The 15236-nt window shown below is 72.9% G+C and carries 14 protein-coding genes and 2 tRNA genes; 5 read left to right on the top strand and 11 right to left on the bottom strand.

Features of this window, described 5'->3' with window-relative positions:
- Nucleotides 1-110: 110 nt before the first annotated feature.
- Nucleotides 111-1442, top strand: a complete 1332-nt coding sequence (locus tag V6U89_RS03520) for an ABC transporter substrate-binding protein (protein ID WP_334569134.1) — start codon at nucleotides 111-113, stop codon at nucleotides 1440-1442.
- Nucleotides 1443-1477: 35 nt separating this feature from the next.
- Here V6U89_RS03520 and V6U89_RS03525 read toward each other — a convergent pair whose 3' ends face one another.
- From V6U89_RS03525 to V6U89_RS03555, 7 genes are all read right to left on the bottom strand, one after another.
- Nucleotides 1478-1726, bottom strand: coding sequence for a hypothetical protein (locus tag V6U89_RS03525; protein WP_334449136.1), 249 nt, complete (start codon nucleotides 1724-1726; stop codon nucleotides 1478-1480).
- 111 nt (nucleotides 1727-1837) lie between these two features.
- Nucleotides 1838-1911: transfer RNA gene (locus V6U89_RS03530), tRNA-Met, on the bottom strand.
- Nucleotides 1912-2026: 115 nt separating this feature from the next.
- A tRNA-Met gene (locus V6U89_RS03535) sits at nucleotides 2027-2103 on the bottom strand.
- A gap of 59 nt (nucleotides 2104-2162) precedes the next feature.
- Nucleotides 2163-3080, bottom strand: coding sequence for a hypothetical protein (locus V6U89_RS03540; protein WP_334569136.1), 918 nt, complete (start codon nucleotides 3078-3080; stop codon nucleotides 2163-2165).
- Nucleotides 3070-3579: a SigE family RNA polymerase sigma factor gene (locus tag V6U89_RS03545; RefSeq protein ID WP_334569137.1), complete on the bottom strand. Its 510-nt coding sequence runs from the start codon at nucleotides 3577-3579 to the stop codon at nucleotides 3070-3072. The genes V6U89_RS03540 and V6U89_RS03545 overlap by 11 nt, the downstream gene beginning before the upstream one ends.
- 155 nt (nucleotides 3580-3734) lie before the next feature.
- Nucleotides 3735-6689, bottom strand: a complete 2955-nt coding sequence (locus V6U89_RS03550; protein ID WP_334569138.1) for a UPF0182 family membrane protein — start codon at nucleotides 6687-6689, stop codon at nucleotides 3735-3737.
- 115 nt (nucleotides 6690-6804) lie between these two features.
- On the bottom strand, nucleotides 6805-7818 hold the full coding sequence (locus V6U89_RS03555; protein ID WP_334569139.1) for a YlbL family protein: 1014 nt from the start codon (nucleotides 7816-7818) through the stop codon (nucleotides 6805-6807).
- A gap of 182 nt (nucleotides 7819-8000) precedes the next feature.
- Here V6U89_RS03555 and V6U89_RS03560 point away from each other — a divergent pair, with 182 nt between their 5' ends.
- Nucleotides 8001-9236 (top strand): zinc-dependent metalloprotease, encoded by a 1236-nt coding sequence (locus tag V6U89_RS03560; RefSeq protein WP_334569417.1) that lies wholly within the window; start codon nucleotides 8001-8003, stop codon nucleotides 9234-9236.
- A gap of 96 nt (nucleotides 9237-9332) precedes the next feature.
- Here V6U89_RS03560 and V6U89_RS03565 read toward each other — a convergent pair whose 3' ends face one another.
- Together V6U89_RS03565 and V6U89_RS03570 are read right to left on the bottom strand one after the other, a co-directional pair.
- Nucleotides 9333-9941, bottom strand: a complete 609-nt coding sequence (locus V6U89_RS03565; protein ID WP_334569140.1) for a hypothetical protein — start codon at nucleotides 9939-9941, stop codon at nucleotides 9333-9335.
- Between the two features lie 132 nt (nucleotides 9942-10073).
- On the bottom strand, nucleotides 10074-10604 hold the full coding sequence (locus V6U89_RS03570) for a M48 metallopeptidase family protein (protein WP_334569141.1): 531 nt from the start codon (nucleotides 10602-10604) through the stop codon (nucleotides 10074-10076).
- A gap of 514 nt (nucleotides 10605-11118) precedes the next feature.
- Here V6U89_RS03570 and V6U89_RS03575 point away from each other — a divergent pair.
- The 3 genes from V6U89_RS03575 (at nucleotide 11119) to V6U89_RS03585 (ending at nucleotide 14082) form a co-directional block, all read left to right on the top strand.
- Entirely contained in the window at nucleotides 11119-11286 is a 168-nt protein-coding gene (locus tag V6U89_RS03575; RefSeq protein WP_165945332.1) for a DUF5679 domain-containing protein, read from the top strand.
- Between the two features lie 161 nt (nucleotides 11287-11447).
- Nucleotides 11448-12533 carry a hypothetical protein gene (locus tag V6U89_RS03580; protein WP_334569142.1) on the top strand — a complete coding sequence of 362 codons (1086 nt, stop codon included), beginning with the start codon at nucleotides 11448-11450 and terminating at the stop codon, nucleotides 12531-12533.
- A gap of 217 nt (nucleotides 12534-12750) precedes the next feature.
- Nucleotides 12751-14082, top strand: a complete 1332-nt coding sequence (locus V6U89_RS03585) for an ABC1 kinase family protein (protein WP_334569143.1) — start codon at nucleotides 12751-12753, stop codon at nucleotides 14080-14082.
- 305 nt (nucleotides 14083-14387) lie between these two features.
- Here the strand turns inward: V6U89_RS03585 and V6U89_RS03590 are convergent, their stop codons facing one another.
- The gene (locus V6U89_RS03590) at nucleotides 14388-14753 is read right to left on the bottom strand and encodes a WhiB family transcriptional regulator (RefSeq protein ID WP_179801717.1); all 366 of its coding nucleotides are present in this window, start codon (nucleotides 14751-14753) and stop codon (nucleotides 14388-14390) included.
- Nucleotides 14754-14881: 128 nt separating this feature from the next.
- Entirely contained in the window at nucleotides 14882-15136 is a 255-nt protein-coding gene (locus tag V6U89_RS03595; RefSeq protein WP_088964418.1) for a hypothetical protein, read from the bottom strand.
- Between the last annotated feature and the right edge of the window lie 100 nt (nucleotides 15137-15236).

The raw sequence follows: 15236 nt of genomic DNA on the forward strand, positions 1-15236 counted from the left end.
TCAGCGCCCGAGCGACCGTCGTCGCCGCCACCGGCCGCCCGCCGTTGACACCCGGGCGCACCGCCTGCGTGAATGGTCCGGCCCGCACCGCCGCGCACCAGGAGTCCCCCGTGCCCGCTGCCCGCCCTCCGCGCCCCCGGCCCGGTGCCGACCCGGACCGGCGGCGGCTGCTCGGCGCGCTGCTGGCGGTGCCGGCGCTCGCCACCGGCGGCCTCGCCGGGTGCAGCGACGGCCCGGCCGCCCCGGTCGACGAGAACGGGCCGATCGAGCTGTCGGTCTTCTGGTGGGGCAACACCCGGCGCGCGCAGGCCACCGAGCGGGCGCTGCGGCTCTACTCCTCGCGCAACCCCCGGGTCACCTTCCGGATCACCTGGCAGGCCGCCGGCGGCTACTACGACCGGCTCGCCACCCAGGCCGGCGGCGGCAACGTGCCGGACCTGTTCCAGATCGACGACACCGTGCTGACCGAGTACGCGCAGCGCGGCATCGCCCTGGACCTCAGCCCGTACGCCGCGGACGGCCGGCTCGACCTCGGGCGTCTGCCGCGCGGATTGGCCGACTACGGCCAGGTGGACGGCCGGCTGTACGGCGTCCCCGCCGCGCAGACGCACGCCGCCGTGGTCTACAACAAGGATCTGCTGCGCCGGCTCGGGGTGCCCGCCCCGACGATCATGCCGTGGGCCGACTACCTGACCTGGGCCGCCCGGGTCACCCGGGCCAGCGGCGGGCGGGTGGCCGGCACCATGGACCCGTCCGGCGACCACCGGGCGCTCTGGCTCTGGCTGCGCGGCCAGGGCGGCAAGTTCTACCAGGGGCGGCAACTCGGCTTCGGTTCGGCGGCCCTGGTCGACTGGTTCGAGCTCTGGCAGCGGGCCCGCAACGACCGGGCGACCCCGGCCGCCGCGCTGGTGGACCGGGCCGACGGCGGCGAACCGGCGCGACAGCTCGTGGTGACCGGCCACACCGCCGCCTCGTTCGCCTGGTCGCACCAGCTGCCCGAACTCCAGCGGAACACCGACGACGAGTTGGGGCTGGCCGCCTTCCCCGGGCCGCCGGCGGCCCAGTGGGACCGAGCCTCGATGTACTGGGCCGGCTTCCACGGCACCCGGCACCCCGGCGTGGTGGCCGACGTCGTCAACTTCCTCACCACCAACATCGAGGTGGGCCGGATCCTCGGCACCGACCGCGGGCTGCCCGCCGACCTGGCCGTGCGGCAGGCCGTCACCCAGGCGTCCGACGATCCGGTGGTCAAGCGCGTCGCCACCCTCGGCACCACCCTGAACGACCTGCTCGGTCCCGCCCCGGCCCCACCGCCCCGGGGGCACGACCGGGTGCGCGCGCTGCTCACGGCGGCGGCCCAGGACGTCCGGTCGGGTCGGGCGGGAGCGCGGGCCACGACGTCGAAGTTCATGGCGCAGGCGCAGGGGGCGCTGGCCGAGTGACCCCGGCCGGCGTCCGCCGGCCGGGGCCAACGGGATCAACTCGGCGGACGGTTGCGGCGGTTGCGCATCAGCCGCAGCACCAGGAACACGATCAACCCCACCACGACGAGGCAGCAGAGCAGGCCCAGGATGCCGCCACCGCCCCGACCCCTGCGCCGTGCCGCCTCCACCACCAGCTCGCCCTGGCTCGTGGACGCCCAGGCCGCGACCGGTACGAAGACCGAGAGCACGACCGCACCGAGGACCGCGCTCAGCCGGCCCCACCACCTGTTCCAAGATGACATGACCCCATCCTGACCGAGGCGGGCAAGCGGGGCACGCCGGACGGATGGGAAACCCCCGGCGGGCGGAAACGGCGAAGGCCCCGGAGCTGGGCTCCGGGGCCTTCGAACGAGTAGCGGGGACAGGATTTGAACCTGCGACCTCTGGGTTATGAGCCCAGCGAGCTACCGAGCTGCTCCACCCCGCGTCGGCTCCATCAGCCTAGCGCATCCCCGGGACCGAGATCAGCCGGGTCCCGGATCAGCCACCCGGGCCCGGAAAAGGCGAACGGCCCGAGGATCAGATCCTCGGGCCGTTCGTCGTGGTAGCGGGGACAGGATTTGAACCTGCGACCTCTGGGTTATGAGCCCAGCGAGCTACCGAGCTGCTCCACCCCGCGTCGACTCGTTAACCGTAGCGTACGAGGCCCCGGACCCGCAAAACGGGCCCGGGACGCAGTCAGCGCAACCAGTCCCGGATCGCCGCCACCGCCCGCCGGCTGTCCGCGTCGAACTGCGACCTCGTGGTGGAACTACCCTCCCAGCCCTGGTCCCAGAGCACCGTCACCACGGAGCCGATCCGGATGGCCCGGACCAGGTTGACCACTTCGCCGGTCGGACCGCCGTCGGGGACCTGGTAGGGCCCGCGCACCTCGAACAGCACCGACTCCTCCCCGTAGCCGCTGCTGGGCAGGAGCTTCTGTCGGCGGATCACGTCGCCGAGCTGCTGCTGGGGGCATTCGCGCACCGCGGCACGCAGGTCGTCGAGGGTGGCGGCCGCTCCGCCGTCTCGGTAGATGGTGATGCTGTGTCGGTAGTAGAGATCCGGGACGACGTAGTCGTCCGGCGTACCGGTCAGCTTGACCGGGAACGACCGGGTCCGCTGCCGCACGATCCCCGACGCGCCCGGCTCCGCCCCGCAGAGGGCGGGCAGCACCCGTCCCTCGTCGAACTGCGCCCCCGCCCCGGTGTCGTTCGCCGCCGCCAGGGCGAAGAACGCCGAGTCGGGGATCGAGGTCGGGGTGCGGGCGGGCGGCGGGACGCGGGTCGCCGACGGCGGCTGCCGGGACGCCGAGCCGCTCGGGCCGGGCGAGGACGTCGACGGGGAGGGCGTGGGCTGCGACGGCACCGGCGTGGGCGAGGGCGGGGCCGGGGTGTCGGCGGGCGGCCCGACCCGGGTGTCCGGAGCGGCGGAGAGAACGGTCTGGGCGCCGACGGCGGTCCCGCCGACCAGCGCCGCCACGGCCAGCACGCCCAGCGCCGCCCGGGTCCGCGCCCGACGGTCGGCGTACCGACGCACCAGGTCGGGCGCCGCCAGGCCGCGTGGGTCGGTGTCCTCGGCGAGCGAGCGGTAGAACCCGGTCAGTTCACGCGACATCGTTGACCTCCAGCTCCTGCGACGAGACCCCGGGCAGCAGCTCGGCGAGCTTTGCCCTGCCCCGGGACAGCCAGGACTTCACGGTGCCGGTGGGCACCCGCGTCTCGCGGGCGATCTCCTCCACCGGCATGTCGAACAGGTAGTGCAGGGCCAGCGCCTGCCGTTGGTTCGCCGGCAACTGCCGCAGGGCGCGGACCAGTAGGACGGTGTCCTCGCCCGGTGGTCGTACGTCCTCGGGTGGGCCGGTGCGGCTCACCGCCGAGCGCCAGCCGCGCAGTCGGCGGAACCGGTCGGTGGCCAGCCGGCTGACCACCAGCCGCAGCCACGCCTCCGGTGCCGGGTGGGTGGCGAGCATGCCCCACTGCCGCCACGCCCGGGCGTACGCCTCCTGCACCAGGTCCTGCGCCTCGCCGTGGTCACCCGCCACCGCATGGCCGTACCTGAGCGTCCGCGCGGACGTGCTCCGGTAGAACTCGTCGAAGCTCTGCGCGTCCCGCATGCCGACACCACCTCCCCGTTTCCCCCACCTGCTGACAAGACGGTCGACGGAACCGCTCGGTTGCGCCCCCCCGAGTCGGAAAGGCGACGAGCCCGCAACCGGAGGACCGTGGGTCCCCGGGTCGCGGGCTCGTCGGAGAGTCCCCGCTCGGCGGCTCAGCCGCTCGGCGTCGGTGCCGGCGCGGACGGGCTGCCACTCGGCGTCGGTGCCGGCCCGGCGGCCTGCTGCGCCTGCTGGAACGCGGTCATCGCCTCGTCCAGCGCCTTGAGCGCCCGGCCGTACCGCTCGAAGTCGCCGGACGTCTGCGCGGCCTTGACCTCGACGATCGCCGTCTGCACCCGCTCCGCCGCGGCGGCCAGCTCACCGGTCAGCGGCGGCGGGTTGGCCCCGCCCGGGGGCGGCGGCGGAGTGCCGCCGGGCGGCGGCGTCGTGCCCTGCCCGGCCCGTTTGCCCAGGTCGACGAGCTGCTTGATCCCGTCGGTGAGGTTGTCGGCCAGCGCCACGTAGGAACCGCCGTCGCCGTACGAGAGCAGCACCTTCTGCAGCAGCGGGTACGCGTCCTGCTGGTTGCTCTTCACGTAGACCGGCTCGACGTAGAGCATCCCGTCGCCGAACGGCAGCGACAGCAGGTTGCCGTACTGCACCTGGGCCTGGTTGGAGGAGAGCAGGTTGAGCTGCTGCCGGATGTTGGCGTTGTTGGTCATCTGCTGGTGCACCTGCACCGGCCCGGAGACCCGGGTCTGGTCCGGCAGCTCCCACACCTCCAGCTTGGGCTGACCGTCGATGTACGACCCGGAGATCAGCGCGGCGAGGTTCTGCCGCCCGTTGGGAGTCACCGCCGCGGTGATCTGGAAGCGCGGCTCCGCCTGCCCGGGGAACTGGGTGAACAGGTAGTACGGCGGCTGCTTCTGCCCGCTGTCCGGCGCGTCCGGCACGTTCGGCACCTGCCAGAAGTCCTGGCCGGAGTAGAAGTCGCCGGGGTCGGTCACGTGGAACTTGGTGAGCAGGTTCCGCTGCACCTTGAACATGTCAGCCGGGTAGCGGAAGTGCTCGGCCAGCTCCGTCGGGATGGCGTTCTTCGGCAGCACCAGGTCCCCGCCGAACGCCTTGTTCCAGGCCTTGAGCACCGGGTCGGTCTCGTCGAACTCGTAGAGCCGCACCGTGCCGTCGTACGCGTCGACGGTGGCCTTCACCGAGTTGCGCATGTAGTTGACGTTCTCCCGGGCCAGCTGGAACGTGCCCCGGTTGGTCAGCTCGTCGGCGGTCTCGGTCTGCAGGTTGACCCGCTCGGCGTACGGGTAGGTCGCCGCGGTGGTGTAGCCGTCGACGATCCACTGGATCCGGCCGCCCACCACCGCCGGGTACGGGTCGCCGTCGAGGGTGAGGAAGGGGGCGACCTTCTCCACCCGGTCCCGCGGGTTGCGCACGTACAGCAGCCGCGAGTTGTCGTTGACCGCCTCGGAGAGCAGGAAGTTCGACTCCTGCTCCTTGATGGCGTAGAGCAGCCGGCGGGCGAACGAACCGATCTCGACGCCGCCCTCACCGGTGTAGGTGTAGTACTGCTCGCCGCCGGTGGTCGGGGTGGGCCGGTCGAACTCGGCGTTGCGGCTCTTGTCGGACTGTCCGACGATCGCGTAGTCGTCCTCCTCCATCCGCTCGCCGTAGTAGATCCGCGGCTGGGTGGCCGGGATCTGCTCGGCCTGCGAGGAGCACGCCTCCTGCGCCTTCTCCCCGAGGAAGCCGGAGACGAAGTACGGCTGGCCGCCGCAGACCACCTGGTTGGCCGGGGCCGCGACGAGCCCGTACCCGTGGGTGAAGACGGTGTGCCGGTTGATCCAGTTGTTCTGGGTCAGCTCGCCGTAGTTGATCTCACGGACGCCGACCACGTAGTCGGAGGTCTTGTTCGCCACCGAGTACCGGTCGATGTCGAGCTTGGGCCCGAAGTCGTAGAAGCCGCGGACCTGCTGGAGCTGCGTGTAGGTCTCGGAGACCAGCTGCGGGTCGAGCAGCCGGACGTTGGGCACCACCGAGGTGTCGGTGGCCAGGCTCGCCGGTGGGGTGAGGTTGTTCGCCGCGTACCCGGTGGTCTTCGTGTCGCCCAGCCCGAACGCGGCCCGGGTGGCCCCGATGCTGCGTTCGATGTACGGCGCCTCCTTGTCCCGGGCGCTCGGCTTGACCTCGAAGGTCTGCACCGCCCACGGGTAGATGCCGCCGATCGCGACGGCGGAGACGCCGAGCAGGGCCAGCGCGATGCCCGGCCAGACCAGGTTCCGCATCACCGCGTTGGAGAAGACGATGATGGCGATCGCCACCACCACCGAGATGTACGCCAGGATCTCCTTGGCCGGCAGCAGCGCGTTGACGTCGGCGTAGCCGGCGCCGTAGAGCTTGGCGCCCTCGTTGTACTCCAGCAGCATCGCCCGCCGGTCCAGCACGTACGCGATGGCCTTGAGCAGCACGAAGACAGCGACCAGCGTGCTGAGGTGGGCCCGCGCGGCGTTGGTCATCCGGTCACCGACGCCCTGCAGCCGCACCCCGCCGAAGATGTAGTGCACGGCCAGCGCGCCGAGCAGCGCCAGCACCACCGCGGTGAAGCCGACGCCGAGCAGGTACCGCCAGAAGGGCAGCTGGAAGACGTAGAAGCCGACGTCGACACCGAACTCGGGGTCCTTGACGCCGAAGTCGCCGCCGTTGCGGAAGAGCAGCCACTGGTTCCACCGGCTCTGCCCGGAGAGCCCGGCGAAGAGCCCGAGCACGGCCGCGGTCAGGCTGATCCAGGTGCCGATCCGGGGCGTGAGCAGCATCCGGTAGCGCTCCAGGGTGGCCTGCTCCAGCGAGTGCGGCCGCAGCGCCGGCCGCAGCCGGTAGGCCAGCCAGAGGTTGCCGCCCACGAAGAGCGCCAACCCCACGCCGATGGTGAGGAAGAGCAGCAGCCGGGTGACCAGCACCCCGGTGAAGACCTGGGTGTAGCGGACCTCTTCGAACCAGAGCCAGTCCGTCCAGGCCTGGACACCCCAGCCGAGCAGGGTGAAGAGCACGAACACCCCGACCAGGACCCCGATGGTGACGCGTCCGCGCCGGCTCATCCTCGGCAGGGGACTGCTACGCATGACCACTGTTGGCTCCGCACGCTCGATGTGATCGGCTCCGGACAGGCACCCAGAGTACGGGTTGTTCCTGAACGTGTCGGTCCAAGGTCACGCCGGGCTGTCGCGGTGCCCGGGCTCAGCAGCGGATCGGCTGCCCGCCCGACCGCAACGTCTCCAGCGCCGTCAATGCCTCGTCCAGCGAGCCGACCCTGATCAGGGGCAGGTCGGGCTGCGGATTGCGGACCGCCTCGGCGCAGTTGTCCGCCGGCACCAGGAAGACCTTCGCGCCGGCCTTCTTCGCCCCGACGAGTTTCTGCGCGATCCCGCCGATCGGACCGACCCGGCCCTCGTCGTCGATGGTGCCGGTGCCGGCGATGATCTTCCCGCCGGTCAGGTCGGCCGGTTCGAGCTTGTCCACGATGCCGAGGGCGAACATCAGCCCGGCGCTCGGCCCGCCGATGTTGGCCAGGTCGATCTTCAGCGTGAACGGGTGCGGCTGCCGCTGCTCCGGCACCAGCCCGACGCGCGGGCGGCCGTCCTGCTCCCGGCTGGTCACCGTGGCCGTGCCGGCCACGCCGTCGCGGGTGTAGCCGATCCGCAGCGCGGTGCCGGCCGGCTTGGCCCGGACCAGCTCCACCAGCTTGGTCGCCGTGGTCACCTTGACCCCGTCGACCGTGGTGATCACGTCGCCGGCCTTGAGCACGCCCGCCGAGGGACCGTCGGAGGCGACCTCCTTGGCCACCACCTGCACCGGGTAACCGAGTTCCACCAGCGCGGCGGTCTCGGCGCTGGTCTGCGAGTTCTGGAAGTCCTCGGCGTTGCGCTTCTCCACCTCCTCCTGGCTCTCGTTCGGCGGGTAGACCAGCTCGCGCGGCACCACCGCCTCGTCGGCCGAGAGCCAGCCGGCGATCGCCGCGCGCAGCTTGACCGTGGGCTGCACCCCCACCGTGGTCATCCGCAGCTGGCCGGCGGAGTGGGACGTCGACCGGCCGGTGACCTGGATGACCTCCTTGCCGTCGGAGGTGCCGAGGGTGTTCACCGTCGGCCCCGGGCCGAGCACCACGTACGGGATGGGCGCGCCGAGCACGCCGATGCTGAGCAGAGTGGTGAGCAGAGCACCGAGGAGGACGGTCACGCCGCGACGTCTCATGCGGCAGAGCGTACCGATTCAGGTGGTGCCGCCCGGGCGGCCGAGGCCGACTTCGCCCTCAGCGCAACGACAGCGAGGGCGACCTGGGGCGCGGCGCGCGTACCGTAGACGTCGTGCCTGATATTCCGTTCGGTTTCGCGCTCCCGGGTGGGCAACCACCAGACCCCAACGATCCCGCGCAGATGCAGCAGTTCATGTCGCAGTTGCAGCACCTGCTCTCCGCGTCGGGCAGCGGGCCGGTCAACTGGGACCTGGCCCGCCAGGTGGCCGCCAGCCAGCTCGCCGCCGCGGGCGACCCGGCGGTGTCGCCGTACGAGCGGCACGCGGTGGAGGAGGCGCTGCGCATCGCCGACCTCTGGCTGGAGCCGGCCTCCGCGCTGCCGTCCGGCATCCGCACCTCGGTGGCGTGGAACCGCAACGAGTGGATCTACAAGACCCTCGACGTCTGGCGCAAGCTCTGCGACCCGGTGGCCAGCCGGATGGTCGGCGCGATGGGCGACCTGGTGCCGCCGGAGGCGCGGGCCCAGCTCGGCCCGATGCAGTCGATGGTGGCGACCCTGGGCGGGGCACTCTTCGGCGGGCAACTCGGCCAGGCGCTCGGCTCACTCGCCGCCGAGGTGCTCTCGGCCGGCGACATCGGCCTGCCGCTGGGCCCGGCCGGCACCGCCGCGCTCGTCCCGGCCAACATCCGGGCGTACGGCGAGGGCCTGGAGCTGCCCGAGGACGAGGTACGCCTCTACGTCGCCCTGCGCGAGGCCGCCCACCAGCGGCTCTTCGAGCACGTCCCGTGGCTGCGCGGGCACGTGCTGACCGCGGTGGAGAACTACGCCTCCGGCATCCGGGTCAACCGGGAAGCGATCGAGGAGGCGATGGGCCGGGTCGACCCGACCGACCCGGAGTCGATGCAGGCCATCGCCCTGGAGGGCATCTTCACGCCGGAGGACACCCCGGCGCAGAAGGCGTCCCTGGCCCGCCTGGAGACGGTGCTCGCGCTGGTCGAGGGCTGGGTCTGCCACGTGGTCGACAACGCCGCCGGCGAGCGACTGCCCAACGTGGTCCGCCTCGGCGAGGCGTTCCGCCGCCGCCGGGCCGCCGGCGGGCCGGCCGAGCAGACCTTCGCCGCGCTGGTCGGGCTGGAGCTGCGGCCGCGCCGGCTGCGCGAGGCGTCGGCGCTCTGGGCCGCGCTCACCACGCATCGCGGCATCTCCGGCCGGGACGCGGTCTGGGGCCACCCTGACCTGCTCCCCTCCGACGACGACTTCGCCGACCCGGTGGCCTTCGCGACCGCCCAGCTCGACCTCGACGACGAGCTGGCGAACTTCGACTTCACCGCGCCGGGCGGCCCGGAGGAGCAGGCGCCGGGCGGCGGCACCCCGCCGCGCTCCGACGAATCCGGGGACGACACCGACAAGTCCTGATCCGCACCACACCGGCCGGGCCGGGTCCCACGCCCGCCCGGCCGGCGGCGTCTGCACGCCCGCCCGGACGGCGGCATCCCGGACAGCCGGGGTCGGTCAGCTTCGGCGGGCGGGGCCGGAGAGCAGGGCCCGGGTGGCCTCCCAGCCCTCGACCGCCGGGTTCAGGGCGGCCAGGTCGGCCGGGCCGCGCAGCCGCCGCCAGGCGGGAGTGACCGCCACGTCGCCCGGGGCCGGTGCCGCGCGGCGCACGTCCGCCGGCACCGCCGCGTCGAGGTCCAGCGCCGGCAACCATCCGGGTACGGGCAGCCGGGTCGCCACCCCGAGCAGGCCGGGCCCCTCCCCCTCGACCGGGGCGAGCGCCACGGGCCGGCTGGTGAGCGGCCGGAGCAGCTTGCCCAGGGTCAGGCCGGGCAGGTCCGGGGCGTCGGCGGCAACCACGGCCGCCTGGTCGTACCCGGTCAGGGCGGCCAGTACGGCGTTCACCGTGGGCTCGGCCACCTCGTGCACGGCGGTACCCGGCCAGATCACGGCGTCGGCGAGCCAGCGGTCCGCCGGAGTGACCGCCACCGCGGTCTCCACCTCGCTGAGCGTGGCGAGCAGGTCGACGGTGTCCTCCGCCAGCGCGGTACGCCAGTCCACCGGATCGACTCCCGGCGGCGACCAGGTCACCGGGCCGAGCAACGCCACCACCACACGTCGGGTCACCCTCCGACCCTAACGTCCGGGGTGATCGACTCCGGGTCGCCGCAATGGCGGTGTCCGAGGCGGACGGATGCCGCCACGTCCCCGACACGGAGTCGATCATGCGCTGGCGGGAGCGGGCCGGAGCGGTGCGGGTCAGCCGGGGACGGGTACGGCGGAGGCGGCGGCGACGCCTTCCAGGTAGCCGCGGGCCCGCTCGGTCTTCGGGTACCGGCCGACGAGCTCCCAGAACCGGGCGTTGTGGCTGGGCACGATGAGGTGCGCCAGCTCGTGCAGCAGCACGTAGTCGAGGACCCAGTCCGGCATGTCCTGCAGGCGGTGCGAGATCCGGATGGTCCGGTCGGCCGGGGTGCAGGACCCCCACCGGCCGTTCTGGTTGGTGACCCAGCGGACGCTGGCGGGCAGGGCGTCGCTGCCGTGGTCGGGGAGGTAGAGGTTGATCAGGCGCAGCGCCCGGTCGAGCAGTTCGGTGTCGGAGCGGGCGAGCCGGCCCTCACGGGCGGCGAGCCGGGCGAGCATCCGGTCGACCCACTCGCTCTCCTCGGCGCGGGAGAACTGGTCGGGGATCAGCACCACGACCCGCTCCCCGTCGCGGTAGGCGGACACCGTGCGTCGCCGGCGCTGACTGCGCCGTACCTCGACGACCGGCTTCCGCGCCCCAGCCATCAGTGGGCCGCGCAGCCGTGCATTCCTGCCACGAGGGAAAGCTAATGCGTACTGACCAGGGGTCCGCAAGGGTCAACACCGCGACACGCGCCCGGAAAATGGTGGTTGGTCGCGAGGAGTCCCGAAAAAAACTGTGGATGACCATGTCGGGCCGCCCCGATCACCCTTCGTGGCGGCCAGGGAGGCACTCGACGCTCGCGTCCCACCCACCGTAGGTGATCACCCTCCGCAGCGCCGCTCGGGCCCCGTGCGGGCGTTTTTGCGGGTCCCCGACCGGCGTGTCCCCGGCAAACTCACTAATCCGGCCCATTCCGGCATGCACACTCTCGACGTCGACTTCCTCACAGTGTCGATGCACAGCTGACATGGATTCGCCCAGATCTGGGTAGGGTCCGCCAACCAGCGGTCACGAAGGTGTCCGCGGAGAAAGACCCAGCGCCTGGGCCCCGCGTGGCCCCGCCGCCGGGAGACCCGCCGGGCCGGCTCGCCCGGCGGACGAGACGAGGAGGCTACCGTGGCCGACCAGGCCCAGACCTACAACGGTTACTGCGTCAAGTGCAAGGAGAAGCGGGACTTCGAGGGGCGCATCGAGGTTTCGAAGACCGGGATGAACATGGCCAAGGGCAAGTGTCCGGTGTGCGGCACAACAGTGAACCGCATCCTGGGCAAGGCCAAGGTCTGACCCGTACGCGTTCCGCGGGGGACGACGCTGTCGGGAGGTCGACAGAGTTACCCGCCGGTTGTGGATATCCCGCCGCTTCCTGTGGACAGTGCTGGACAGAGCGCCGCACACCTGTGGACAACGATCGACGGACAGCGCTGATTCGGTCACGATCCGTCGTCATGAGCCCGCAGACCCGCCCGGCCCACCCGCCCCTCTCCCGCCCGTCCCTGCCCCGCCCGACGCTGCTGCCCGGCCTGACCCGGCTCTGGCGCGACCGGCACACCCTGCAACTCGGGCTCGACCCGGGGCGCGCCGTCCTGCTGGAGGTCGCCGACCCGCGCGCCGCTCGCCTGCTCGACCTGCTCGACGGCAACCGCAGCGAGCGCGCGATCCTGGCCGACGCCGTGGCCGCCCGGATCGCCCCGGACGAGGCCCGCGAACTGCTGAACGCGCTCTGCGCCGCCGGTCTGGTCGTACCCGCGCACACGCTGCTCCCCCGGGACCTGGCCGGCCCGGCACGCAGCCGTCTCGCCGCGGAGGCCGGGGCGCTCGCGCTGGCCGCGCCCACCCTGCCCGGCACCCCGGCGCAGCTGCTACGCCGGCGGCGGGCCGCTCGGGTGGTGGTCACCGGCGCCGGCCGGCTCGGCGGCCCGGTCGCCGTCGCGTTGGCGCAGGCCGGAGTGGGTCACGTGGCACCCGAGCTCACCGGCACGGTCGGCCCCGCCGACCTGGTCGGCACCGGGCTGGCCGGGTCCGACGTCGGGCGCCCGCTGGCCGCCGCGCTCCGCTCGGCGATCGGCCGGACCGCCCCCGGCACGCAGACCCGCCCGTTGCGCCGCGGCCGGGTCGAGCTGGTGGTCCACCTCGGCGCCGACCGGCCGGCCGCCCTGCTCGCCGCCGGGTACGCCCAGCGTCGCCAGCCGCACCTGCTGCTCGGCCTGCGCGAGGGCGTACCCGTGGTCGGGCCGCTGGTGCGACCGCCGGTCGGCCCCTGCCTGCACTGCCTGGACCTGCACCGGGCCGACCGGGATCCGGGCTGGCCCGGGCTCGCCGCCCAGCTCGCGGCGGACCCGGCCGACCAGGCGTGCGCCGCCGCGACCCTGCTGGCCGCCGTCGGGTACGCCGTCGCCGAGGCGCTGGCCCACCTCGACGGCGGCGCTCCGGAGACGCTCGGTTGTGCCGTGGAGATCGGCGCGGCGGGCCGGTTCCGGCGCCGGGTCTGGCCGCCGCACCCCTCCTGCGGGTGCGCCGGCCGCCGGCGCTGACCGGCCGCCCGCGGCAGCGGAGGGACGGCCGGCGGCGAGCCGGACGGCGCGTCGGCCCACTCGGGCAGCAGAGGGACGGCCGGCGGCGAGGCCGGGCGCGCGTCGGCCCACTCGGGCAGCGGGGCGGGTGGGGCCGGTGGGGCGCGGAGGAGGGAAGCCGGGGCCGAGCCGAGCTTCGGAGCAGCAGCGGGCCCACCGAGTCGGTAACAATGACCAAGTGACCGACATCCCGCGCCGGGCCGTGTCCCGGACCGCCAAGCTCGCCGCTCTGCCGCTCGGCTTCGCCGGGCGGACCGTCCTCGGCATGGGTAAGCGCGTCACCGGGCTCGCCTCCGACGTCATCTCCGCCGAGATCCAGCAGCGCACCGCCGAGCAGCTCTTCAGCGTCCTCGGGCAGCTCAAGGGCGGGGCGATGAAGTTCGGTCAGGCGCTGTCGGTCTTCGAGGCGGCGCTGCCGGAGGAGATCGCCGCCCCCTACCGGCAGGCGTTGACCAAGCTCCAGGAGGCGGCCCCGCCGCTGCCGGTGGCAAGCGTGCACAAGGTGCTCGCCGAGCAGCTCGGGCCGGACTGGCGGGACCGGTTCGTCGAGTTCGACGACACTCCGGCCGCCGCGGCCAGCATCGGGCAGGTGCACAAGGCGATCTGGCGGAACCCGGAGACCGGCGAGGCGCGGACCGCGGCCGTCAAGATCCAGTACCCGGGCGCCGGCGACGCGCTGCTCGCCGACCTCAAGCAGCTCTCCCGGCTGGGCGGGATGTTCCGGGCCATCCAGCCAGGTCTGGACGTCAAGCCGCTGCTGGTCGAGCTGCGGGAGCGGGTCACCGAGGAGCTGGACTACGAGCTGGAGGCCGAGTCGCAACGGGCCTTCGCCGCCGCGTACGCCGACGACCCAAAGATCTTCATCCCGGCCGTGCTCTCCAGCTCGCCCCGGGTGCTGGTCACCGAGTGGATCGAGGGGACGCCGCTGGCGGACATCATCCGCGAGGGGACCGAGGAGCAGCGGGACGAGGCGGGCCGGCTGATGGCGACGCTGCACCTGTCCGCGCCGCCCCGGGCCGGTCTGCTGCACGCCGACCCGCACCCCGGCAACTTCCGGCTGCTGCCCGACGGCCGGCTCGGCGTGATCGACTTCGGGGCGGTGGCGCGGATGCCGGAGGGCACCCCGGAGCCGATCGGCCGGATCGCCGGGCTGGCGTTGCGCGGCGACGCGGACGGTGTGGTGGACGGCCTGCGGAAGGAGGGCTTCGTCAGCTCCACGGAGCCGATCGACGCCCACGCGGTGCTCGATTTCCTGCGGCCGATGCTGGAACCGATCGCCGCCGAGGAATTCCGGTTCACCCGGGCCTGGCTGCGGTCCGAGGCGGCCCGCCTGGCCAGCCCGAAGTCGCCGACCTACCAGCTCAGCCGGCAGCTCAACCTGCCCCCGTCGTACCTGATGATCCACCGTGTGACGCTGGGTTCGATCGGGGTGCTGTGCCAGTTGGAGGCCAAGGCGCCGTACCGGGGGATCCTGGAACGCTGGCTGCCCGGCTTCGCGCCGGTGGCCTGACCGGGCCACGTGACGACGCGGGGGCGGTGACCGGAATCCGGTCACCGCCCCCGCGTACTCGGTAGGGATCTAGAGAGCGCCCAGGTCGCGAGCCGACTGGCTCCGGCTCTTCATCGCGACGGTACGGGCGGAACGGGTTGCCTCAGTGCTCGTGGTGGTACGACCGGCCTGAGGCCGGCGCATTCGGGCACGGGACAACGCTTCGTGGAGTAGTTGCATCTCGGTTCCGTTCGGGTAGTGCAGCATTGGTTTCGGCTTTCTCGCGGCCGGTGTCGGACACCGGCGGGGGTTGGAACGGGAAGTTGTCAGGCCGCCAGCCGGACCGCGTTGCGCGACGTGGCCACACCACTGGCCACCAGTCGCGCCTCGGCCTCGACCCGGAGCGCCGCGTCGCGGGCGAGGTCCTCCTTGCGCGGACGGCCACGGGGCCGCTTGCGCGGGACGACCGCGCCACGCTCGAAGATCTCGCCGCCCCAGACGCCCCACGGCTCCGCCCGCTCCACCGCACCGGCGAGGCACTCGACGCGCAGCGGGCAGTCCCCGCAGAGCGACTTGGCCAACTCCAGCTCGGCGGGCTGGTCGGAGAACCACAGGTCAGGGTCGAACTTCCGGCAGGGCAGGTTCGCCTCCAACTCGACGCTCACGTCGAGCGGGGCCAACGCCAGACTCATCGCCCGGTCACCTCTCTCTCACTTCGATCTCGTGGATCGCATTTCCGACATACGGCGGGGCAAAAAACTGAGGCCGCGGATCCCGGTGAGCGGGTTCCGCGGCCTCGAGGTGAGCCGGTGGTCTGGATTCAGACCGGTCTACCTCGAGGTGGAACGCCGCGGACATCCGTGCGCTTCTTGGCGACACCGATGCCCATGCCCGTGAAGCCACTGGTCCCCTCGACTCCGATCGGTGCGACGGTCAGGGTCAGCTCGGCCTGAGCCTGGACCTGGTGCACCTGCGGAACCGACGGTCGCGTGGCGGCAAGGGCCACCCGGACAGTTGACAGCGGAGCGCAGGCAGCTGGCATCGCCGCCGGACGCTCATAGGTGAAGATCTCCACGGGTGCCACCTCCCTCACGTTCCTCGTGCCGACTTGGTCTCCCACCCCGTGAGCAGCCGGAATGGCGCCGCTCCCAAGGTGTGCCATGAGGCTATTCCTC

The sequence above is a fragment of the Micromonospora sp. CPCC 206171 genome, from assembly GCF_036906755.1.
In the GTDB taxonomy this organism is placed as follows: Bacteria; Actinomycetota; Actinomycetes; order Mycobacteriales; family Micromonosporaceae; genus Micromonospora; species Micromonospora purpureochromogenes.